We start from the raw sequence: 22,109 nt of genomic DNA, 5'->3' as shown, positions 1-22,109 counted from the left end.
GGAGTCATTATGGATCTCGCGTCATTACGCGCGCAGCAGCTTGAACTGGCCTCTTCATTGATCCGCGAGGATCGTCTGAAGAACGATCCGCCGGATCTGATCGGCGGGGCGGACGTTGGGTTTGAGCAGGGTGGCGAAGTGACGCGAGCCGCTATGGTCTTACTGAAGTATCCCACGCTTGAACTGGTTGAATACAAGGTGGCGCGTATCGCCACTACCATGCCTTACATTCCCGGTTTTCTCTCCTTTCGTGAAACCCCCGCGCTGATGGCCGCCTGGCAACTGCTCTCGCACAAGCCAGATCTGCTGTTCGTTGACGGGCACGGCATTTCGCACCCGCGCCGTCTGGGCGTGGCCAGCCATTTTGGCCTGCTGGTGGACGTCCCAACGATCGGTGTGGCGAAAAAACGGCTGTGTGGCAAGTTTGAACCGCTCGCTGCTGAACCCGGTGCGCTAGTGCCATTGCTGGATAAAGGCGAACAGCTGGCATGGGTCTGGCGCAGCAAAGCGCGCTGTAACCCGTTGTTTATTTCTACGGGCCACCGCGTGAGTTTGGACAGCGCACTGGCGTGGGTACAACGCTGTATGAACGGCTATCGTCTGCCGGAACCAACGCGCTGGGCAGATGCGGTGGCATCCGAACGCCCGGCTTTTACGCGGCTTGCAGCAAAAGCGCCCCATATCGGGTAAACTGCGGCTAATTTCCGTATTTGAGAACTCATCATGTTACAAAATCCGATTCACCTGCGTCTGGAGAAGCTGGAAAGCTGGCAGCACGTCACATTTATGGCCTGTCTGTGCGAACGCATGTACCCGAATTACGCCATGTTCTGCAAGCAAACTGAATTTGGCGATGGACAGATTTACCGCCGAATTCTGGATCTGATTTGGGAAGCGCTGACGGTTAAAGACGCGAAAATCAATTTCGACAGCCAGTTGGAAAAGTTTGAAGAGGCCATTCCTTCTGCAGACGATTACGATCTGTACGGCGTTTATCCGGCGATTGATGCCTGTGTGGCATTAAGCGAACTGATGCATTCACGTCTTAGCGGTGAAACGCTGGAGCATGCAATTGAAGTTAGTAAAGCTTCGATTACGACGGTAGCGATGCTGGAAATGACCCAGGCTGGTCGCGAAATGACCGATGAAGAGCTCAAAGAGAACCCTGCCGTTGAGCAAGAATGGGATATTCAGTGGGAAATTTTCCGACTTTTAGCCGACTGTGAAGAACGCGATATTGAGCTGATAAAAGGGCTGCGTGCAGACCTGCGCGAGGCTGGCGAGAGCAATATTGGTATAAATTTTCAGCAATGACACCACAAAACGTGATTTAACGCCTGATTTGTCGTGCCTGAAGGCTTCCCATCCGCCCCCGGTCTGGTCTACATTTGGGGGGCGAAAAAAAGTGGCTATCGGTGCGTGTATGCAGGAGAGTGCTTTTCTGGCATTTCCGTCGCACTCGATGCTTAGCAAGCGATAAACACATTGTAAGGATAACTTATGAACAAGACTCAACTGATTGATGTAATTGCAGACAAAGCAGAACTGTCTAAAACACAGGCTAAAGCTGCTCTGGAATCCACTCTGGCTGCTATTACTGAGTCTCTGAAAGAAGGCGATGCTGTACAACTGGTTGGTTTCGGTACCTTCAAAGTGAACCACCGTGCTGAGCGCACTGGCCGCAACCCGCAGACCGGTAAAGAAATCAAAATTGCCGCAGCTAACGTACCGGCATTTGTTTCTGGTAAAGCACTGAAAGACGCGGTTAAGTAATTCGCGTGGCAGTGAACAGTTTTAACGAAGGGGCGGTTTCGCCCCTTTTGTCCATCTGGCGTCATACGCTTTGGCTTTCAGGTGTTCTGTTACTGTCTGCCTGCGGTAGCCATTCTGAGCTTCCTCCGTTCACGGCCAGCGGCTATGTTGGCGATCAGGGGGCGGTACGCATTTGGCGTAAAGACTCCGGTGACGATGTTCACTTGCTCTCGGTATTTAGTCCGTGGCGAAAAGGCGAAACCACTACCAGTGAATACCGCTGGCAGGGTGATTCGCTCTCTCTGATAGAACTCAACGTTTACAGTAAACCGGCTGAACATGTCCGTATACGTTTCGATGACCGGGGCGAACTGAGCTTCATGCAGCGTGAAGTCGACGGGCAAAAGCAGCAGCTTTCCAGCGATCAAATCGCGCTTTACCGCTATCGCGCCGATCAAATTCGCCAGACCAGCGATGCGCTGCGTCAGGGACGGGTGATATTGCGTCAGGGACGTTGGCATGCGGATAACACGGTCACAACCTGTGAAGGTGAAACGCTGAAGCCAGACCTGGAGTCGTGGGCGATAAACCATATCGAGCGCCGCCAGAAACATTCATCCGTAGAGGTGAGTGTGGCATGGCTGGAAGCGCCCGAAGGGTCGCAGCTACTGCTAGTCGCCAATGAAGATTTTTGTCACTGGCAGCCTACAGCCAAAACTTTCTGAAAACCTGAAGACCGTTAGTCAGCAGGCCTGATCCGTATGGCGTCATCAGGCATTAAGTCTTTTACCAGTGACCCATTCCCATATGGCCGCCGCCGCGATGGTTACCGCCACCGCCGCATCCGCCGTAGCCCATTCCCGCGCCACGCGGCACGCCAGCCTGCGCCATTGCGACATCGCGTTTAACACGCTGCTCGTCCAGAGACTGATTCAACGCTTCCATCTCTTTTGCAACGGCATTAATTTTTGCTGTGTCCGGCGAGCTGGCCGTTAATAGTGCATTGTACTCATAACGTTTGGATGTCAGCTGTTGGCGCAACGCGCTGGTCTGGGAGTAGTAATCATCATAGATTTTCTGTGCGGCAGCCTGCTGTTCAGCGGTCATTGGGGTACTGCCCCGTTGCTGCATTCCATCACCATATCCCCAGTGATTCTGCGCCAGTACCGGGGTGGAGCCCAGTGCGATAAGAGAAAGTGCAATCAGTGCCAGTTTGTTGTTCCGTTTCATCGTTCGTTCTCCTGTTGGTTAGCTTACATTCCCTTTTGCATCTTCCGTGCCAAAGCGGCAATCCCAGTCCTGCGGGCGTTGTACCCGCCGTCTTTGCAGGGAAACGAGTAAAAATGACTCGCAGGCGCGTTCTGGCGAGTCATTTTTATCCGGTACTTTCAGCTGTTTGTGTCTGAGGGCAGGGTTATCTGGGGGAAAAAATGGCATGATTTCTGCTGTATACCTGCAACGATGAAAGGAACAAGTGGGGTGAAGGGAGAGCGTATGCGTCTTTATAAGGATACGGTGGCAAAGTGGTTGAGCCGACTCTTGCTGGCGGCAATCCTGATTTTGGTCGGCTGGTTTTCGATTATGACTATTCGGGACTATGGGCGGGAAAGTGGCGCCGCGCGGCAAACGCTACTGGAAAAAGGCAGCGTGCTCATTCGCGCTCTGGAGTCTGGTACGCGTGTAGGCATGGGGATGCGCATGCATCATGCCCAGCAGCAGACGCTACTGGAGGAAATGGCCGTACAACCAGGCGTGCTATGGTTTGCCGTCGTCGATGAGCATGGTGTCATTATTACTCACAGCAATGCCGCGATGGTCGGAAAAACGCTCTATTCACCGGATGTCCTGCGACAGCTTAGTCCTGGGGAGCAAGAAAGCTGGCGGAATATTGAAATTCCAGCGAGGGATGGTGAAAAAACGCCGGCCCTGGAAATTTATCGCCAGTTTCAGCCGATGTATGGTCCAGGACGCCACGGCATGGCGCGCTGTGCCAGCAATGACGGGCAGCTTATCACCCCAGCGCAAACCATATTTATCGCCTTTGATGCCAGCGATCTCACCGCGACTCAGGCAAGAGAGTGGCGTAACACACTGATAGTCCTCTGTGCGCTGGCGGCTGTGTTGCTGGCCACCGTGCTGACGTTCTTCTGGTATCAGCGCTATCAGCGCTCGTACAAAGAACTTCAGGATGCGATGAAGCGTAAAGAAAAACTGTTAGCGCTCGGGCATCTTGCGGCTGGAGTGGCGCATGAAATTCGTAATCCGCTTTCATCGATCAAAGGTCTGGCGAAGTATTTTGCCGAGCGAACCCCGGCAGGAGGCGAGTCGCATGAGCTGGCACAGGTGATGGCGAAAGAGGCGGATCGTTTAAATCGGGTGGTGAGCGAGCTGCTGGAGCTGGTGAAGCCTGCACATCTGACGCTGCAACAGGTGGATCTCAATGAGGTTATCACCCACTCATTACACCTGGTGGGTCAGGATGCGGCAAGCAGGGAAATCCAGCTCCGCTTTTCGGCCAATTCTACGCTGCCCGCTATCCAGGCCGATCCTGACCGACTGACTCAGGTTTTGTTGAATCTGTATCTGAACGCCATTCATGCGATTGGTCGTCAGGGCACGATCACGGTTGAAGCGAATGAAAGCAGCGGCGATCGCGTTAAAATTGTGGTTACCGATAGCGGGAAGGGAATTGCAGCGGAACAGCTGGAGGCCATTTTTACGCCTTACTTTACAACCAAAGCTGACGGAACCGGCCTCGGACTGGCGGTAGTGCAGAACATTATCGAACAGCATGGTGGCACCATTCAGGTGGCAAGCGTTGAGGGCAAAGGTGCGACCTTTACTCTTTGGCTGCCGACCAAAGCGAAACAACAGGATTAACAAGGATGACGCGCGGAAAAATCAATATTCTGGTAGTAGATGACGATATCAGCCACTGCACCATTTTACAGGCGCTGCTGCGCGGCTGGAGTTATGAGGTCGCGCTGGCCTATAGCGGGCGAGCGGCGTTGGAACAGGTGCGCGAACGCGTATTTGATTTAGTGCTGTGTGATGTACGCATGGCGGAGATGGACGGCATCGCAACGCTGAAAGAGATTAAAGCGCTGAATCCGGCGATTCCGGTCTTGATCATGACGGCGTTCTCCAGCGTAGAGACTGCCGTTGAGGCGCTTAAAACCGGGGCGCTGGACTACTTAATCAAGCCGCTGGATTTTGACCGTCTGCAGGAGACGCTGGAAAAGGCGCTGGCGCATACGCGGGAAATGGGCGCTGAACTGCCATCGGCGTCGGCTGCGCAGTTTGGCATGATTGGCAGAAGTCCGGCGATGCAGCAATTGCTCAACGAAATTGCGATGGTAGCGCCCTCGGACGCCACGGTGCTTATCCATGGAGATTCCGGGACAGGGAAAGAGCTGGTCGCCCGCGCGCTACACGCCAGTAGCGCGCGCAGCGATAAGCCGCTGGTGACGCTAAACTGTGCGGCGCTCAATGAGTCGCTGCTGGAGTCCGAACTTTTTGGCCACGAGAAAGGGGCGTTTACCGGGGCGGATAAACGGCGGGAAGGGCGCTTTGTGGAAGCCGATGGTGGCACGTTATTTCTTGATGAAATTGGCGATATCTCACCGCTGATGCAGGTGCGTTTGCTGCGGGCTATCCAGGAGCGAGAAGTGCAGCGAGTTGGTAGCAATCAGACCATTGCGGTTGATGTCCGGCTGATAGCCGCTACGCATCGCGATCTAGCAGAGGAAGTCAGCGCCGGGCGCTTTCGTCAGGATCTCTACTATCGTCTGAACGTCGTCACCATTGAAATGCCAGCGCTGTGCCAGCGCCGGGAAGATATTCCGCTGTTAGCCGAACATTTTCTCCAGCGTTTTGCCGCGCGTAACCGTAAAGCGGTGAAAGGCTTTACTCCGCAGGCGATGGATCTGCTGATCCACTACGACTGGCCGGGCAATATTCGTGAGCTGGAAAATGCGATTGAGCGCTCGGTGGTGCTGCTGACAGGGGAATATATTTCCGAACGTGAACTGCCGATGGCGATTGCCGCGACGCCGATAAAAACGGAATTCAGTGGCGAGATCCAACCGCTGGTGGATGTCGAAAAGGAGGTGATTCTGGCGGCGCTTGAAAAAACGGGCGGCAATAAAACGGAAGCCGCCCGTCAGTTAGGCATTACGCGTAAAACGCTGCTGGCGAAAATTTCGCGTTAGCGTTGCTCACGTTCGATGGCGCGCCAGCCGATGTCGTTACGGCTGAAGCTGCCGTCCCAGCGGATGTCGGTCATCAGGGCGTAGGCGCGTTTCTGCGCTTCCGCCACGGTGTTGCCCAGCGCGGTGGCGCACAGCACGCGACCGCCGTTGGTCAGCACGCGATCGTCAGCAGACAGTTTGGTACCCGCGTGGAACACTTTACCGTCAGCGACGTCTTCCAGCGGCAGACCGTGGATCTCATCGCCGGTATTGTAATTACCCGGATAACCGCCTGCGGCAATGACCACGCCCAGCGAGGCGCGTTCGTCCCACTCGGAGGTTTTCTCATCCAGCTTGCCGTCACAGGCGGCGAGGCACAGCTCCACCAGATCGGACTTCATGCGCAGCATGATCGGCTGGGTTTCCGGATCGCCGAAGCGGCAGTTGAACTCGATAACCTTCGGGTTGCCCTGCTTGTCGATCATCAGGCCCGCGTACAGGAAGCCGGTGTAGGTGTTACCTTCCGCCGCCATGCCTTTTACGGTTGGCCATATGATACGTTCCATGGTGCGCTGGTGGACTTCGTCAGTTACTACCGGAGCAGGGGAGTAGGCACCCATCCCGCCGGTGTTCGGGCCGGTGTCGCCATTGCCCACGCGCTTGTGGTCCTGGCTGGTGGCCATCGGCAGCACGTGCTCACCGTCGACCATGACAATAAAGCTCGCTTCTTCACCGTCGAGGAACTCTTCAATCACGATGCGGTGGCCCGCGTCGCCAAACGCGTTGCCGGCCAGCATGTCATGAACCGCGGCTTCGGCTTCCTCCAGCGTCATCGCCACGATAACGCCTTTCCCGGCAGCCAGGCCATCGGCTTTGATAACGATCGGCGCGCCTTTCTCGCGCAGGTAAGCCAGCGCAGGTTCGATTTCGGTGAAGTTCTGGTACTCCGCCGTTGGGATCTGGTGACGGGCGAGGAAATCTTTGGTGAAGGCTTTGGAGCCTTCCAGCTGCGCGGCACCTTCGGTTGGGCCGAAGATTTTCAGACCGGCGGCGCGGAAGGCATCAACCACGCCAATCACCAGCGGCGCTTCCGGGCCAACGATGGTCAGATCGATCTTCTCGTTCTGGGCAAAGTCCAGCAGCGCCGGGATATCGGTTACGCCGATGGCCACGTTTTGCAGCGTGGGTTCCAGCGCGGTGCCCGCATTGCCCGGGGCGACAAATACTGTTTCGACTTTTGGCGACTGCGCCGCTTTCCACGCCAGGGCGTGCTCGCGCCCGCCGTTGCCAATCACTAATACTTTCATCGTCTGCTCCGTGGATTAATGGCGGAAGTGGCGCATATCGGTAAATACCATCGCAATGCCGTGTTCATTGGCGGCGGCAATCACTTCGTCATCGCGAATAGAACCACCCGGCTGGATCACGCAGGTCACACCGGCGGCAGCAGCGGCATCAATCCCGTCGCGGAACGGGAAGAAAGCGTCAGAAGCCATTGCAGAACCTTTCACTTCCAGGCCTTCGTCGGCCGCTTTGATCCCGGCGATTTTCGCGGAGTACACGCGGCTCATCTGGCCTGCGCCTATGCCAATAGTCATGTTCTCTTTGGCATAAACAATGGCATTGGATTTCACGAACTTCGCCACTTTCCAGCAGAACAGCGCATCGCGCAGTTCCTGCTCGGTCGGCTGGCGTTTGGTCACTACGCGCAGTTCAACTTCGCTCACCATACCGAGGTCACGGTCCTGAACCAGTAGGCCGCCGTTCACGCGCTTGAAGTCCAGGCCCGGAACGCGCTGCGTCCATTGGCCGCAGACCAGCACGCGAACGTTCTGCTTGGCAGCGGTAATTTTCAGTGCTTCTTCGGTGGCGGATGGGGCGATGATCACTTCCACGAACTGGCGGGAGATGATCGCCTGCGCGGTTTCAGCATCCAGCTCGCGGTTAAAGGCGATGATGCCGCCGAACGCGGAGGTCGGGTCGGTTTTATAGGCGCGGTCGTAAGCGTCAAGAATAGAGGTACTTACTGCTACGCCACACGGGTTAGCGTGCTTAACGATCACACAGGCTGGCTCGTTGAATTCTTTCACGCACTCCAGCGCCGCATCGGTATCGGCGATGTTGTTGTAGGAAAGTGCTTTGCCCTGTACCTGCTGCGCGGTGGCAACAGAGGCTTCTTTAACATTCTCTTCTATATAGAAGGCAGCCTGCTGGTGGCTGTTCTCGCCGTAGCGCATATCCTGCTTCTTAATGAAGTTCAGGTTCAGCGTACGTGGGAAGCGACCGGCGGCTTCTTTGCTTTCACCGTGGTAGGCCGGAACCATGCTGCCGAAGTAGTTGGCGATCATGCTGTCGTAAGCGGCGGTGTGTTCGAAGGCTTTAATCGCGAGATCGAAACGGGTGTCGAGGGTCAGAGAACCGTCGTTGGCATCCATCTCTTTAATAATGGCGTCGTAGTCGCTGCTCTTCACAACGATAGCTACATCTTTATGGTTCTTGGCAGCGGAGCGCACCATGGTCGGGCCGCCAATATCAATGTTCTCTACCGCATCTTCCAGAGAACAGCCTTCGCGGGCGACGGTCTGGGCGAATGGATACAGGTTAACAACCACCATATCGATAGGCGCGATACCATGTTGTTCCATTATTCCGTCATCCTGACCGCGACGACCAAGAATGCCACCGTGGACCTTCGGATGCAGGGTCTTCACGCGTCCATCCATCATTTCCGGGAAGCCGGTGTAATCGGAAACTTCGGTCACTGGCAGACCTTTCTCCGCTAACAGGCGCGCAGTGCCACCTGTAGACAGCAGCTCCACACCACGTGCGGAAAGTGCCTGAGCGAATTCGATGATACCGGCCTTGTCAGAAACACTGAGCAGAGCGCGGTGGACTGGACGACGTTGTTGCATGGTAAATCCCCTGGATTTGACTATTACAGAGAGCGTTAGGTGAATTCTTGGCTAAAAACTCAGCTAACGCCCCTTACGGGGCATCCTTGTTGTGCGGGGGCATTGTAACGAAAACGTTTGCGCAACGCTCGCGAATTTTTAATTTTCGATTTTGACCTCTTCTTTTTCAGTTGAAAGAGGCTGATATAACGAGAGGATCGTAGAAACGATCGTGTGGTTTGTGGATAACTCTGTGCGTAAATGGGTATAAGGCGGGGTTTTGCTGTGGAATGCAGCAGTCAGTCATTTTTCTGTCATTTAAGGGTTGCGGGCCACAGGAAACTCCCTATAATGCGCCTCCATCGACACGGCGGATGTGAATCACTTCACACAAACAGCCGGTTCGGTTGAAGAGAAAAACCTGAAAATGAGGGTTGACTCTGAAAGAGGAAAGCGTAATATACGCCACCTCGCGACAGAGCGCTAAAGCGCGTCGCAACTGCTCTTTAACAATTTATCAGACAATCTGTGTGGGCACTCGAAGATACGGATTCTTAACGTCGCAAGACGAAAAATGAATACCAAGTCTCTGAGTGAACATACGTAATTCATTACGAAGTTTAATTCACGAGCATCAAACTTAAATTGAAGAGTTTGATCATGGCTCAGATTGAACGCTGGCGGCAGGCCTAACACATGCAAGTCGAACGGTAGCACAGAGGAGCTTGCTCCTTGGGTGACGAGTGGCGGACGGGTGAGTAATGTCTGGGAAACTGCCCGATGGAGGGGGATAACTACTGGAAACGGTAGCTAATACCGCATAACGTCGCAAGACCAAAGAGGGGGACCTTCGGGCCTCTTGCCATCGGATGTGCCCAGATGGGATTAGCTAGTAGGTGGGGTAACGGCTCACCTAGGCGACGATCCCTAGCTGGTCTGAGAGGATGACCAGCCACACTGGAACTGAGACACGGTCCAGACTCCTACGGGAGGCAGCAGTGGGGAATATTGCACAATGGGCGCAAGCCTGATGCAGCCATGCCGCGTGTATGAAGAAGGCCTTCGGGTTGTAAAGTACTTTCAGCGAGGAGGAAGGCGTTGTGGTTAATAACCGCAGCGATTGACGTTACTCGCAGAAGAAGCACCGGCTAACTCCGTGCCAGCAGCCGCGGTAATACGGAGGGTGCAAGCGTTAATCGGAATTACTGGGCGTAAAGCGCACGCAGGCGGTCTGTCAAGTCGGATGTGAAATCCCCGGGCTCAACCTGGGAACTGCATCCGAAACTGGCAGGCTAGAGTCTTGTAGAGGGGGGTAGAATTCCAGGTGTAGCGGTGAAATGCGTAGAGATCTGGAGGAATACCGGTGGCGAAGGCGGCCCCCTGGACAAAGACTGACGCTCAGGTGCGAAAGCGTGGGGAGCAAACAGGATTAGATACCCTGGTAGTCCACGCCGTAAACGATGTCGACTTGGAGGTTGTGCCCTTGAGGCGTGGCTTCCGGAGCTAACGCGTTAAGTCGACCGCCTGGGGAGTACGGCCGCAAGGTTAAAACTCAAATGAATTGACGGGGGCCCGCACAAGCGGTGGAGCATGTGGTTTAATTCGATGCAACGCGAAGAACCTTACCTACTCTTGACATCCAGAGAACTTAGCAGAGATGCTTTGGTGCCTTCGGGAACTCTGAGACAGGTGCTGCATGGCTGTCGTCAGCTCGTGTTGTGAAATGTTGGGTTAAGTCCCGCAACGAGCGCAACCCTTATCCTTTGTTGCCAGCGATTCGGTCGGGAACTCAAAGGAGACTGCCAGTGATAAACTGGAGGAAGGTGGGGATGACGTCAAGTCATCATGGCCCTTACGAGTAGGGCTACACACGTGCTACAATGGCATATACAAAGAGAAGCGACCTCGCGAGAGCAAGCGGACCTCATAAAGTATGTCGTAGTCCGGATTGGAGTCTGCAACTCGACTCCATGAAGTCGGAATCGCTAGTAATCGTGGATCAGAATGCCACGGTGAATACGTTCCCGGGCCTTGTACACACCGCCCGTCACACCATGGGAGTGGGTTGCAAAAGAAGTAGGTAGCTTAACCTTCGGGAGGGCGCTTACCACTTTGTGATTCATGACTGGGGTGAAGTCGTAACAAGGTAACCGTAGGGGAACCTGCGGTTGGATCACCTCCTTACCTTAAAGAAACGTTCTTTGTAGTGCTCACACAGATTGTCTGATGAATGATGAACTTCTGAATGTACTTTCGAGTGCATTAAGAAGTTTTGCTCTTTAAAAATCTGGATCAAGCTGAAAATTGAAACGACACACTGTTTCATTTCTCCGTAATAAGAAATGAAAAATGGTGTGTTCGAGTCTCTCAAATTTTCGCAAGTCGATGATGAATCGAAAGAAACATCTTCGGGTTGTGAGGTTAAGCGACTAAGCGTACACGGTGGATGCCCTGGCAGTCAGAGGCGATGAAGGACGTGCTAATCTGCGATAAGCGTCGGTAAGGTGATATGAACCGTTATAACCGGCGATTTCCGAATGGGGAAACCCAGTGTGTTTCGACACACTATCATTACGTGAATACATAGCGTAATGAAGCGAACCGGGGGAACTGAAACATCTAAGTACCCCGAGGAAAAGAAATCAACCGAGATTCCCCCAGTAGCGGCGAGCGAACGGGGAGCAGCCCAGAGTCTGAATCAGCTTGTGTGTTAGTGGAACGGTCTGGAAAGTCCGACGGTACAGGGTGATAGTCCCGTACACCAAAATGCACAGGTTGTGAACTCGAAGAGTAGGGCGGGACACGTGGTATCCTGTCTGAATATGGGGGGACCATCCTCCAAGGCTAAATACTCCTGACTGACCGATAGTGAACCAGTACCGTGAGGGAAAGGCGAAAAGAACCCCGGCGAGGGGAGTGAAAAAGAACCTGAAACCGTGTACGTACAAGCAGTGGGAGCCTCTTTATGGGGTGACTGCGTACCTTTTGTATAATGGGTCAGCGACTTATATTCTGTAGCAAGGTTAACCGTATAGGGGAGCCGAAGGGAAACCGAGTCTTAACTGGGCGTTAAGTTGCAGGGTATAGACCCGAAACCCGGTGATCTAGCCATGGGCAGGTTGAAGGTTGGGTAACACTAACTGGAGGACCGAACCGACTAATGTTGAAAAATTAGCGGATGACTTGTGGCTGGGGGTGAAAGGCCAATCAAACCGGGAGATAGCTGGTTCTCCCCGAAAGCTATTTAGGTAGCGCCTCGTGAACTCATCTTCGGGGGTAGAGCACTGTTTCGGCTAGGGGGTCATCCCGACTTACCAACCCGATGCAAACTGCGAATACCGAAGAATGTTATCACGGGAGACACACGGCGGGTGCTAACGTCCGTCGTGAAGAGGGAAACAACCCAGACCGCCAGCTAAGGTCCCAAAGTCATGGTTAAGTGGGAAACGATGTGGGAAGGCACAGACAGCCAGGATGTTGGCTTAGAAGCAGCCATCATTTAAAGAAAGCGTAATAGCTCACTGGTCGAGTCGGCCTGCGCGGAAGATGTAACGGGGCTAAACCATGCACCGAAGCTGCGGCAGCGACACTATGTGTTGTTGGGTAGGGGAGCGTTCTGTAAGCCGTTGAAGGTGTATCGTGAGGTATGCTGGAGGTATCAGAAGTGCGAATGCTGACATAAGTAACGATAATGCGGGTGAAAAACCCGCACGCCGGAAGACCAAGGGTTCCTGTCCAACGTTAATCGGGGCAGGGTGAGTCGACCCCTAAGGCGAGGCCGAAAGGCGTAGTCGATGGGAAACAGGTTAATATTCCTGTACTTGGTGTTACTGCGAAGGGGGGACGGAGAAGGCTATGTTAGCCGGGCGACGGTTGTCCCGGTTTAAGCATGTAGGCGGAGGTTCCAGGTAAATCCGGTACCTTTTTAACGCTGAGGTGTGATGACGAGGCACTACGGTGCTGAAGTAACAAATGCCCTGCTTCCAGGAAAAGCCTCTAAGCATCAGGTAACACGAAATCGTACCCCAAACCGACACAGGTGGTCAGGTAGAGAATACCAAGGCGCTTGAGAGAACTCGGGTGAAGGAACTAGGCAAAATGGTGCCGTAACTTCGGGAGAAGGCACGCTGATATGTAGGTGAAGTGATTTACTCATGGAGCTGAAATCAGTCGAAGATACCAGCTGGCTGCAACTGTTTATTAAAAACACAGCACTGTGCAAACACGAAAGTGGACGTATACGGTGTGACGCCTGCCCGGTGCCGGAAGGTTAATTGATGGGGTTATCCGTAAGGAGAAGCTCTTGATCGAAGCCCCGGTAAACGGCGGCCGTAACTATAACGGTCCTAAGGTAGCGAAATTCCTTGTCGGGTAAGTTCCGACCTGCACGAATGGCGTAATGATGGCCAGGCTGTCTCCACCCGAGACTCAGTGAAATTGAACTCGCTGTGAAGATGCAGTGTACCCGCGGCAAGACGGAAAGACCCCGTGAACCTTTACTATAGCTTGACACTGAACACTGGTCCTTGATGTGTAGGATAGGTGGGAGGCTTTGAAGTGTGGACGCCAGTCTGCATGGAGCCATCCTTGAAATACCACCCTTTAATGGCTGGTGTTCTAACGTGGACCCGTTACCCGGGTTGCGGACAGTGTCTGGTGGGTAGTTTGACTGGGGCGGTCTCCTCCTAAAGAGTAACGGAGGAGCACGAAGGTTAGCTAATCCTGGTCGGACATCAGGAGGTTAGTGCAAAGGCATAAGCTAGCTTGACTGCGAGAGTGACGGCTCGAGCAGGTGCGAAAGCAGGTCTTAGTGATCCGGTGGTTCTGAATGGAAGGGCCATCGCTCAACGGATAAAAGGTACTCCGGGGATAACAGGCTGATACCGCCCAAGAGTTCATATCGACGGCGGTGTTTGGCACCTCGATGTCGGCTCATCACATCCTGGGGCTGAAGTAGGTCCCAAGGGTATGGCTGTTCGCCATTTAAAGTGGTACGCGAGCTGGGTTTAGAACGTCGTGAGACAGTTCGGTCCCTATCTGCCGTGGGCGCTGGAGAATTGAGGGGGGCTGCTCCTAGTACGAGAGGACCGGAGTGGACGCATCACTGGTGTTCGGGTTGTCATGCCAATGGCATTGCCCGGTAGCTAAATGCGGAAGAGATAAGTGCTGAAAGCATCTAAGCACGAAACTTGCCCCGAGATGAGTTCTCCCTGAGACTTTAAGTCTCCTGAAGGAACGTTGAAGACGACGACGTTGATAGGTCGGGTGTGTAAGTGTAGCGATACATTGAGCTAACCGATACTAATGAACCGTGAGGCTTAACCTTACAACGCCGAAGATGTTTTGGCGAAGAGACAGACATCAGATTCAGCTTGATTACAGATTACATTAACCGGCGAAAAGCGGGTTAATAACAGAATTTGCCTGGCGGCTGTAGCGCGGTGGTCCCACCTGACCCCATGCCGAACTCAGAAGTGAAACGCCGTAGCGCCGATGGTAGTGTGGGGTCTCCCCATGCGAGAGTAGGGAACTGCCAGGCATCAAATAAAAGCGAAAGGCCCGGTCGAAAGACCGGGCCTTTTGTTTTATCTGTGGTCTGTCGGTGAGCGCTCTCCTGAGGAGGACAAATCCGCCGGGAGCGGATTTGAACGTTGCGCAGCAACGGCCCGGAGGGTGGCGGGCAGGACGCCCGCCATAAACTGCCAGGCATCAATTAAAGTGAAGAAGCCCATCCGTCAGGATGGGCTTTTTTGCGTGTGTGCGGGGTAAAAAACGCCGGATGCGGTGTGCGCCAGCAGTTATCCGGATACGGCTACCCGTGTACGAGGTTGAGTAACGGGTACGCTCGTCCGAGATCGTCCACTTCCGTCCGTCCCGTCACAGTAAATCCCATCTTCTTATAGAATCCAACTGCCTGCTCATTCTGTTCATTAACGTTGGTCGTTAGCGTTGAAACCATTGATAAAGCATGTTCAATCAGCAGTTTACCAACGCCACTACCACGCACATCCGGATCGACAAACAACGCATCCATATGCTGATCGGTCAAAAGCATAAAGGCGACAGGCTCATCTTGTTCTGTCACTGCAACCCATAGCGGAGCTTCTGGTAAAAATGAACTTACCAGCTCTTCCAGCTCAATCCGATAATCCGCAGAGAGGAAATGGTGCGTCGCATCGACAGAACGACACCAGATAGATATGAGCTTATCGCCTTCGTCCTTACGCGAACGACGAATGGTAAAGGGCATGGCATTCTCCTTTTATCTTTACTGCACTATTCTACAGCAAGGGCCGTGAAACTTTCTCAACTTGAGGATGCAGGCTCGACATTCGCATGATTCCTGGGTATCTTCAGCTATCTGGATGTCTAAACGTTTAAACGTATGTAGTGAGGTTATCAGGTTATGCCAATTCGCGTGCAGGACGAGCTACCCGCCGTCAATTTCTTGCGTGAGGAAAACGTCTTTGTGATGACGACATCCCGCGCTTCCGGTCAGGAAATTCGACCACTGAAGGTGCTCATCCTCAACCTGATGCCCAAGAAGATTGAAACGGAAAACCAGTTTCTGCGCTTACTGTCTAACTCACCGCTACAGGTAGATGTTCAGCTATTGCGCATCGATGCTCGCGAGTCACGTAACACCCCTACGGAGCATCTGAATAACTTTTACTGTAATTTCGAGGATATCTGCGATCAGAACTTTGACGGACTGATCGTGACCGGCGCGCCGTTGGGTCTGGTCGAATTTAATGACGTGGCTTACTGGCCGCAGATTCAACAAGTGCTTGAATGGGCGAAAGATCACGTTACCTCAACGCTATTTGTTTGTTGGGCGGTGCAGGCCGCGCTGAATATCCTGTACGGAATTCCTAAGCAAACCCGTACGGACAAACTCTCAGGCGTCTATGAGCACCATATTCTGCATCCTCATGCGCTGCTGACGCGTGGATTCGATGATGCGTTCCTGGCTCCGCATTCGCGCTATGCCGATTTTCCTGCTGCGCTTATTCGCGACTACACCGATCTCGAGATTTTTGCTGAAACCGAAGAGGGAGATGCCTACCTGTTTGCCAGCAAAGATAAACGAATTGCCTTTGTGACGGGCCATCCGGAATATGATGCCCATACGCTCGGCAGTGAGTATTTTCGTGACGTCGAAGCGGGCCTAACGCCGGAAGTGCCCTATAACTACTTCCCGAAAGATGACCCGCAAAACAAACCGCGGGCAACCTGGCGTAGCCACGGTAATCTGTTGTTTACCAACTGGCTCAACTATTACGTCTACCAGATCACGCCATATGATCTGCGTCACATGAATCCAACGCTGGATTAATCTTCTGTAGCAGACGATCCTTAAGCGTTTCAGCATATTGAATCAGGCACCTTCGGGTGCCTTTTTTATTTCCGAAACGCACCTCACGGTGTAATTAAATTTTATTTATATTGTTATCAATAGGTTAATTGATAATTAAATTAAAAATGGAAATTGTTTTTGATTTTGAAATTTAAATGAGTAGTCTTAGTTGTGCTGAACGAAAAGCGCACAACGATCCTTCGTTCGCATTGGGGATGTGTTTGGATCAATGACGAGGAACTACGCAATGAATCAACAGGCAACGACAACCGATGAACTGGTCTTCACCAGGCCGCGTGGCGAACAGGAGCAACAAATTCTGACCGCTGAAGCAGTAGAGTTTCTGACTGAACTGGTGACAAGATTTACGCCAAAACGCAATAAACTTCTGGCTGCACGTATCCAGCAGCAGCAGGATATTGATGACGGTAAGTTGCCTGATTTTATTTCGGAAACGGATTCCATTCGAGAAGGTGACTGGAAAATTCGCGGAATTCCTGATGATTTACTGGATCGCCGCGTAGAGATAACTGGGCCTGTTGAGCGCAAGATGGTTATCAACGCGCTGAATGCGAACGTCAAAGTCTTTATGGCTGATTTTGAAGATTCGCTGGCTCCTGAGTGGAACAAAGTTATCGACGGGCAGATAAACCTGCGCGATGCGGTCAATGGCACCATTAGCTATACCAATGAAGCGGGTAAAATTTACCAGCTCAAACCTAATCCGGCTCTGTTGGTATGCCGCGTTCGTGGTCTGCATCTGCCGGAAAAACACGTCACCTGGCGTGGCGAATCCATCCCGGGCAGCCTGTTCGATTTTGCCCTCTATTTCTTCCACAATTACAAAACGTTGCTGGCAAAAGGCAGCGGCCCTTACTTCTACCTGCCAAAAACGCAGGCCTGGCAAGAAGCAGCATGGTGGAGCGAAGTGTTCAGCTATGCAGAAGATCGCTTTAATCTGCCACGCGGCACCATCAAAGCGACTCTGCTGATTGAAACGCTGCCGGCCGTCTTCCAGATGGACGAAATTCTGTACGCCCTGCGTGACCATATTGTCGGTCTGAACTGCGGTCGCTGGGACTACATATTCAGCTATATCAAAACGCTGAAGAACCATCCGGATCGCGTGCTGCCGGACCGTCAGGTGGTGACGATGGATAAGCCATTCCTCAGCGCCTATTCGCGTCTGCTGATTAAAACCTGTCATAAACGTGGCGCATTCGCGATGGGCGGCATGGCAGCTTTCATTCCCAGCAAAGATGCGGAACGTAACAACCAGGTTCTGACCAAGGTAAAAGCGGACAAAGCGCTGGAAGCAAATAACGGTCATGACGGCACATGGATTGCTCATCCGGGGCTGGCAGATACCGCTATGGCGGTGTTCAACGACGTACTCGGTGAAAACAAAAATCAGCTGTTCGTGACCCGTGAAGAAGATGCCCCGATTACCGCAGAGCAACTGTTGGCACCTTGTGAAGGTGAGCGTACTGAAGAAGGCATGCGCGCCAACATTCGTGTTGCGGTGCAGTACATCGAAGCGTGGATCTCCGGTAACGGCTGCGTACCGATTTACGGTCTGATGGAAGATGCGGCCACTGCCGAAATCTCCCGTACCTCCATCTGGCAATGGATCCACCACCAGAAGACGCTCAGCAACGGCAAGCCGGTTACCAAACCGCTGTTCCGTCAGATGCTGGCCGAAGAGATGCTGGTGATTCAGGACGAGCTGGGCGAACACCGCTACAGCAGCGGGCGTTTTGACGATGCCGCGCGCCTGATGGAGCAAATCACTACCTCTGATGAATTGATCGATTTCTTGACCCTGCCAGGCTACCGCCTGCTGGCGTAATCCACCACATAACAATATGGAGCATCTGCACATGAAAACCCGTACTCAACAAATCGAAGAATTACAGAAAGAATGGACTCAACCGCGCTGGGAAGGCATCACCCGTCCATATAGCGCGGAGGAAGTGGTGAAATTACGTGGCTCGGTCAACCCGGAATGCACGCTGGCTCAGCTTGGCGCGGCGAAAATGTGGCGTCTGCTGCACGGCGAATCGAAGAAAGGTTATATCAACAGCCTCGGCGCGCTGACTGGCGGTCAGGCGCTGCAGCAGGCGAAAGCCGGTATTGAAGCGGTCTACCTTTCAGGCTGGCAGGTGGCGGCAGATGCCAACCTGGCCTCCAGCATGTACCCGGACCAATCGCTGTATCCGGCGAACTCCGTCCCGGCAGTGGTGGATCGGATCAACAACACATTCCGTCGCGCCGATCAGATCCAATGGTCAACCGGTATTGAGCCGAACGATCCGCGCTATGTGGATTACTTCCTGCCGATCGTCGCCGATGCAGAAGCGGGTTTTGGCGGCGTCCTGAACGCGTTTGAACTGATGAAATCGATGATTGAGGCTGGTGCAGCGGCCGTTCACTTCGAAGATCAGCTCGCATCGGTAAAAAAATGTGGTCACATGGGCGGCAAAGTTCTGGTGCCGACTCAGGAAGCTATCCAGAAACTGGTGGCCGCCCGTCTGGCAGCCGACGTCATGGGTGTTCCGACGCTGGTTATTGCGCGTACTGATGCTGACGCAGCCGATCTGATAACGTCTGACTGCGACCCATACGACAGCGAGTTCATCACCGGCGAACGTACCAGCGAAGGGTTCTACCGTACGCATGCGGGTATTGAGCAGGCGATCAGCCGTGGTCTGGCCTATGCACCTTATGCGGATCTGGTGTGGTGTGAAACCTCCACGCCGGATCTCGAACTGGCGAAGCGCTTTGCCGATGCGATTCACGCGAAATTCCCCGGCAAACTGCTGGCCTACAACTGTTCGCCGTCATTTAACTGGCAGAAAAACCTGGACGACAAAACCATTGCCAGCTTCCAGCAGCAACTGTCGGATATGGGTTACAAATACCAGTTCATTACCCTGGCGGGCATCCACAGCATGTGGTTCAACATGTTCGACCTCGCACACTCCTATGCGCAGGGTGAAGGCATGCGCCACTATGTTGAGAAGGTTCAGCAGCCAGAATTTGCGGCGGCTAAAGACGGTTACACCTTCGTGTCCCATCAGCAGGAAGTGGGTACAGGCTACTTCGACAAAGTCACTACTATCATTCAGGGCGGCGCTTCCTCGGTGACCGCGCTGACCGGCTCGACCGAAGAATCGCAGTTTTGATTAATGCCCGGTGGCGCTGTGCTTACCGGGCCTACGAAGGGATGTAGGCCGGATAAGCGAACGCGCCATCCGGCATGACGTTGTGCCGGATGGGAGAAGTCGATGACGCGTGGCCTGGAATTACTGATTGCTCAGACGATTTTGCAAGGTTTCGACGCCCAGTACGGGCGTTTTCTGGAAGTCACCTCCGGCGCGCAGCAGCGTTTTGAACATGCCGACTGGCATGCGGTTCAGCAGGCGATGAAAAGCCGTATTCACCTTTACGATCATCACGTAGGTCTGGTGGTGGAGCAGTTGCGCTGCATTACAGACGGCAAAAGTACCGACGCGGATTTTTTACTTCGCGTGAAAGAGCATTACACCCGGCTACTGCCGGATTACCCGCGCTTCGAGATTGCGGAGAGCTTTTTTAACTCCGTTTACTGTCGGTTATTTGACCACCGCTCGCTGACTCCCGAGCGGCTGTTTATTTTCAGTTCTCAGCCAGAGCGTCGTTTCCGCACGATCCCACGCCCGTTGGCGAAAGACTTTTTTCCTGATACCGGCTGGGAGTGGCTGCTAACTCGCGTCCTTAGCGATCTTCCCCTACGTCTTCCATGGCAGAATAAACATCGTGATATCCACTACATCATCGAACACCTGACCGAAACCCTGGGAGCGGATGTGTTGCCTGGCTGCCATTTACAGGTGGCGAATGAACTGTTTTATCGTAACAAGGCAGCCTGGCTGGTCGGTAAGCTGATTACCCCTTCTGGAACGCTGCCGTTTTTACTGCCAATCCACCGGACAGACGAAGGTGAGTTGTTTGTCGATACCTGCCTGACCACGACGGCGGAGGCGAGCATTGTGTTTGGCTTCGCCCGCTCCTACTTTATGGTGTATGCCCCGCTGCCCGCGGCACTGGTGGAGTGGTTGCGCGAGATCCTGCCCGGTAAAACCACCGCTGAATTGTATATGGCGATTGGCTGTCAGAAGCATGCAAAAACGGAAAGTTATCGGGAGTATCTGCTCTACCTGGCCAACTGTGATGAGCAGTTTATTGAAGCGCCGGGGATCCGCGGTATGGTGATGCTGGTGTTTACCCTGCCGGGCTTTGACCGGGTGTTTAAAATCATTAAAGACAAATTTGCGCCGCAAAAAGAGATGTCTGCCGCCCACGTCCGCGCCTGTTATCAACTGGTCAAAGAGCACGATCGTGTGGGGCGGATGGCTGACACCCAGGAGTTCGAGAATTTTGTGCTGGATAAACGGCAAATCGATCCGGCGCTGATGGCGCTGTTATTGCAGGAAGCCCCGGAAAAAATTACCGATCTTGGCGATCAGATTGTCATTCGCCATCTGTATATCGAACGACGGATGGTGCCGCTGAATATCTGGCTGGAGCAAGTCGAAGGTCAACAACTGCGCGATGCCATTGAAGAGTACGGCAACGCGATTCGTCAGCTGGCCGCCGCCAATATTTTCCCCGGCGATATGCTGTTTAAGAACTTCGGCGTCACCCGTCACGGGCGCGTGGTGTTCTACGACTACGATGAAATCTGCTACATGACGGAGGTTAATTTCCGTCATATCCCGCCGCCACGCTACCCGGAAGATGAGATGAGCGCTGAGCCGTGGTACAGCGTATCGCCTGGAGATGTCTTCCCGGAAGAGTTTCGCCACTGGCTATGTGCCGACCCGCGTATCGGGCCGCTATTTGAAGAGATGCACGCTGACTTGTTCAGCGCCGACTACTGGCGGGGTTTGCAAACGCGGATTAAAAACGGGCATGTGGAAGATGTTTACGCCTACCGACGCAAACAGCGTTTCAGCGTGCGTTATGAAACCGACCGTAGGCCGGGTAAGGCGTAACCGCCACCCGGCAACCCCATCTTAGCGAAATCCGCCGTACGCCAGCGTCACTTCTTTCGCCGCTTTGATCGCCATGGCGCCGAACTCGGTCACGCGATCGTCGGTAATGCGCGAAATGGGTCCGGAGATGGAAATCGCGGCGAACGGCTCGCGGTGCTCGTCATAAATGCACGACGCCACGCAGCGCAGACCCAGCGCATGTTCCTCATCATCAAAGGAATAGCCGCGCTTGCGCGTCTGAGCCAAATCCTCTTTCAGATGCACTGGCGACACCAGCGTGGCGTGGGTATAAGCGTGTAGTCCTTTGCGGTGCAGCAGCCCTGTCACCTGTTCTTCGCTCAGTTGGGATAAAAACGCCTTACCCGCGCCGGAAGCATGCATCGGCAGTTTGCCGCCGATAGGCGCGGACATGCGCATCAGTTGGGTGCACTGCACCTGGTCGATAATAATGGCCTGATGATCGCTTTGATCCAGCACGGCGAGGTTGACCGTCTCACCGGAGTCTTCCATCAGCTTGCGCAGGATTGGGTGCACAATCGCCAGCAGATTACGGCTTTGCAAAAAGCTGCTGCCGACGATAAACGCATGTGCACCCACGGCCCAGTGCCCTAATTCACCAACCTGACGAACAAATCCCTGCTGCTGCATGGTGGTCAATAATCGGTGAGTCGTGGAGTTTGGCAGGCCGGCCTGCTGCGCCAGCTCGGTCAGCGCCACGCTGCCGTTGGATTCCGCAATCCACTCCAGTAGCTTCAGGCCGCGCGTCAGGGACTGAACCTGCCCGGTTGCGGGCGTAGTAGTAGCGGCGGGTTTTCTACCGCGTTTCGCGGGAACGGGGGCAACCATGGCAGACTCCTTTTCTGTATCGTGGAAATCATTTTCG

At 53.8% G+C, this 22,109-nt stretch carries 16 protein-coding genes and 3 rRNA genes; 13 read left to right on the top strand and 6 right to left on the bottom strand.

Annotation, left to right across the window (positions count from 1 at the left end; genetic code table 11):
- Window positions 1–9: 9 nt before the first annotated feature.
- The 4 genes from nfi (at window position 10) to G4551_RS22360 (ending at window position 2,477) form a co-directional block, all read left to right on the top strand.
- Window positions 10–690, top strand: coding sequence for a deoxyribonuclease V (gene nfi / locus G4551_RS22375; RefSeq protein ID WP_003842017.1), 681 nt, complete (start codon window positions 10–12; stop codon window positions 688–690).
- 33 nt (window positions 691–723) lie between these two features.
- On the top strand, window positions 724–1,314 hold the full coding sequence (locus tag G4551_RS22370; RefSeq protein WP_003842015.1) for a YjaG family protein: 591 nt from the start codon (window positions 724–726) through the stop codon (window positions 1,312–1,314).
- Window positions 1,315–1,500: 186 nt separating this feature from the next.
- Window positions 1,501–1,773 (top strand): nucleoid-associated protein HU-alpha, encoded by a 273-nt coding sequence (hupA, locus tag G4551_RS22365; protein ID WP_001044509.1) that lies wholly within the window; start codon window positions 1,501–1,503, stop codon window positions 1,771–1,773.
- Between the two features lie 11 nt (window positions 1,774–1,784).
- Window positions 1,785–2,477, top strand: a complete 693-nt coding sequence (locus G4551_RS22360; RefSeq protein ID WP_003842011.1) for a DUF1481 domain-containing protein — start codon at window positions 1,785–1,787, stop codon at window positions 2,475–2,477.
- 61 nt (window positions 2,478–2,538) lie between these two features.
- On the opposite strand, the gene zraP is transcribed toward G4551_RS22360, so the two are convergent.
- Both zraP and G4551_RS22350 read right to left on the bottom strand, forming a co-directional pair.
- A complete protein-coding gene (gene zraP, locus G4551_RS22355; protein ID WP_003842009.1) occupies window positions 2,539–2,982 on the bottom strand; it encodes a zinc resistance sensor/chaperone ZraP in 444 nt (147 codons plus the stop codon).
- Between the two features lie 18 nt (window positions 2,983–3,000).
- On the bottom strand, window positions 3,001–3,189 hold the full coding sequence (locus tag G4551_RS22350) for a hypothetical protein (protein ID WP_152025446.1): 189 nt from the start codon (window positions 3,187–3,189) through the stop codon (window positions 3,001–3,003).
- 57 nt (window positions 3,190–3,246) lie between these two features.
- Between G4551_RS22350 and zraS the strand changes: the two genes are divergently transcribed.
- Together zraS and zraR are read left to right on the top strand one after the other, a co-directional pair.
- Window positions 3,247–4,632, top strand: a complete 1,386-nt coding sequence (gene zraS, locus G4551_RS22345; RefSeq protein WP_003842008.1) for a two-component system sensor histidine kinase ZraS — start codon at window positions 3,247–3,249, stop codon at window positions 4,630–4,632.
- A gap of 5 nt (window positions 4,633–4,637) precedes the next feature.
- Window positions 4,638–5,963: a sigma-54-dependent response regulator transcription factor ZraR gene (gene zraR / locus G4551_RS22340; RefSeq protein ID WP_003842007.1), complete on the top strand. Its 1,326-nt coding sequence runs from the start codon at window positions 4,638–4,640 to the stop codon at window positions 5,961–5,963.
- On the opposite strand, the gene purD is transcribed toward zraR, so the two are convergent.
- A complete protein-coding gene (purD, locus tag G4551_RS22335) occupies window positions 5,960–7,249 on the bottom strand; it encodes a phosphoribosylamine--glycine ligase (RefSeq protein ID WP_003033057.1) in 1,290 nt (429 codons plus the stop codon). The two genes, zraR and purD, sit on opposite strands and share 4 nt — an antisense overlap.
- Before the next feature lie 15 nt (window positions 7,250–7,264).
- Window positions 7,265–8,854 (bottom strand): bifunctional phosphoribosylaminoimidazolecarboxamide formyltransferase/IMP cyclohydrolase, encoded by a 1,590-nt coding sequence (gene purH / locus G4551_RS22330; RefSeq protein ID WP_003842005.1) that lies wholly within the window; start codon window positions 8,852–8,854, stop codon window positions 7,265–7,267.
- 621 nt (window positions 8,855–9,475) lie between these two features.
- On the opposite strand from purH, the gene G4551_RS22325 reads away from it, so the two are divergent.
- The 3 genes from G4551_RS22325 (at window position 9,476) to rrf (ending at window position 14,372) form a co-directional block, all read left to right on the top strand.
- Window positions 9,476–11,017, top strand: a 16S ribosomal RNA gene (locus G4551_RS22325).
- A gap of 235 nt (window positions 11,018–11,252) precedes the next feature.
- Window positions 11,253–14,159 (top strand): 23S ribosomal RNA (locus G4551_RS22320).
- Window positions 14,160–14,256: 97 nt separating this feature from the next.
- Window positions 14,257–14,372, top strand: a 5S ribosomal RNA gene (gene rrf, locus G4551_RS22315).
- The 16S, 23S and 5S rRNA genes sit together here, the layout of an rRNA operon.
- A gap of 273 nt (window positions 14,373–14,645) precedes the next feature.
- On the opposite strand, the gene G4551_RS22310 is transcribed toward rrf, so the two are convergent.
- Window positions 14,646–15,083 carry an acetyltransferase gene (locus tag G4551_RS22310; protein WP_003841433.1) on the bottom strand — a complete coding sequence of 146 codons (438 nt, stop codon included), beginning with the start codon at window positions 15,081–15,083 and terminating at the stop codon, window positions 14,646–14,648.
- Window positions 15,084–15,239: 156 nt separating this feature from the next.
- On the opposite strand from G4551_RS22310, the gene metA reads away from it, so the two are divergent.
- The 4 genes from metA (at window position 15,240) to aceK (ending at window position 21,226) form a co-directional block, all read left to right on the top strand.
- A complete protein-coding gene (gene metA, locus G4551_RS22305; protein ID WP_003841431.1) occupies window positions 15,240–16,169 on the top strand; it encodes a homoserine O-acetyltransferase MetA in 930 nt (309 codons plus the stop codon).
- Window positions 16,170–16,437: 268 nt separating this feature from the next.
- On the top strand, window positions 16,438–18,039 hold the full coding sequence (gene aceB, locus G4551_RS22300; RefSeq protein ID WP_003841430.1) for a malate synthase A: 1,602 nt from the start codon (window positions 16,438–16,440) through the stop codon (window positions 18,037–18,039).
- Window positions 18,040–18,070: 31 nt separating this feature from the next.
- Window positions 18,071–19,375, top strand: a complete 1,305-nt coding sequence (gene aceA / locus G4551_RS22295) for an isocitrate lyase (RefSeq protein WP_003031609.1) — start codon at window positions 18,071–18,073, stop codon at window positions 19,373–19,375.
- A gap of 102 nt (window positions 19,376–19,477) precedes the next feature.
- Window positions 19,478–21,226: a bifunctional isocitrate dehydrogenase kinase/phosphatase gene (gene aceK / locus G4551_RS22290; RefSeq protein WP_003841427.1), complete on the top strand. Its 1,749-nt coding sequence runs from the start codon at window positions 19,478–19,480 to the stop codon at window positions 21,224–21,226.
- Window positions 21,227–21,247: 21 nt separating this feature from the next.
- Here aceK and iclR read toward each other — a convergent pair whose 3' ends face one another.
- A complete protein-coding gene (iclR, locus tag G4551_RS22285; RefSeq protein ID WP_003841425.1) occupies window positions 21,248–22,072 on the bottom strand; it encodes a glyoxylate bypass operon transcriptional repressor IclR in 825 nt (274 codons plus the stop codon).
- Window positions 22,073–22,109 lie beyond the last annotated feature (37 nt).

This window comes from Citrobacter freundii ATCC 8090 = MTCC 1658 = NBRC 12681, assembly GCF_011064845.1.
Lineage (GTDB): Bacteria > Pseudomonadota > Gammaproteobacteria > Enterobacterales > Enterobacteriaceae > Citrobacter > Citrobacter freundii.
Note: the sequence above shows the minus strand (reverse complement) of the source record. Positions and strands in the feature narration are given on the sequence as shown.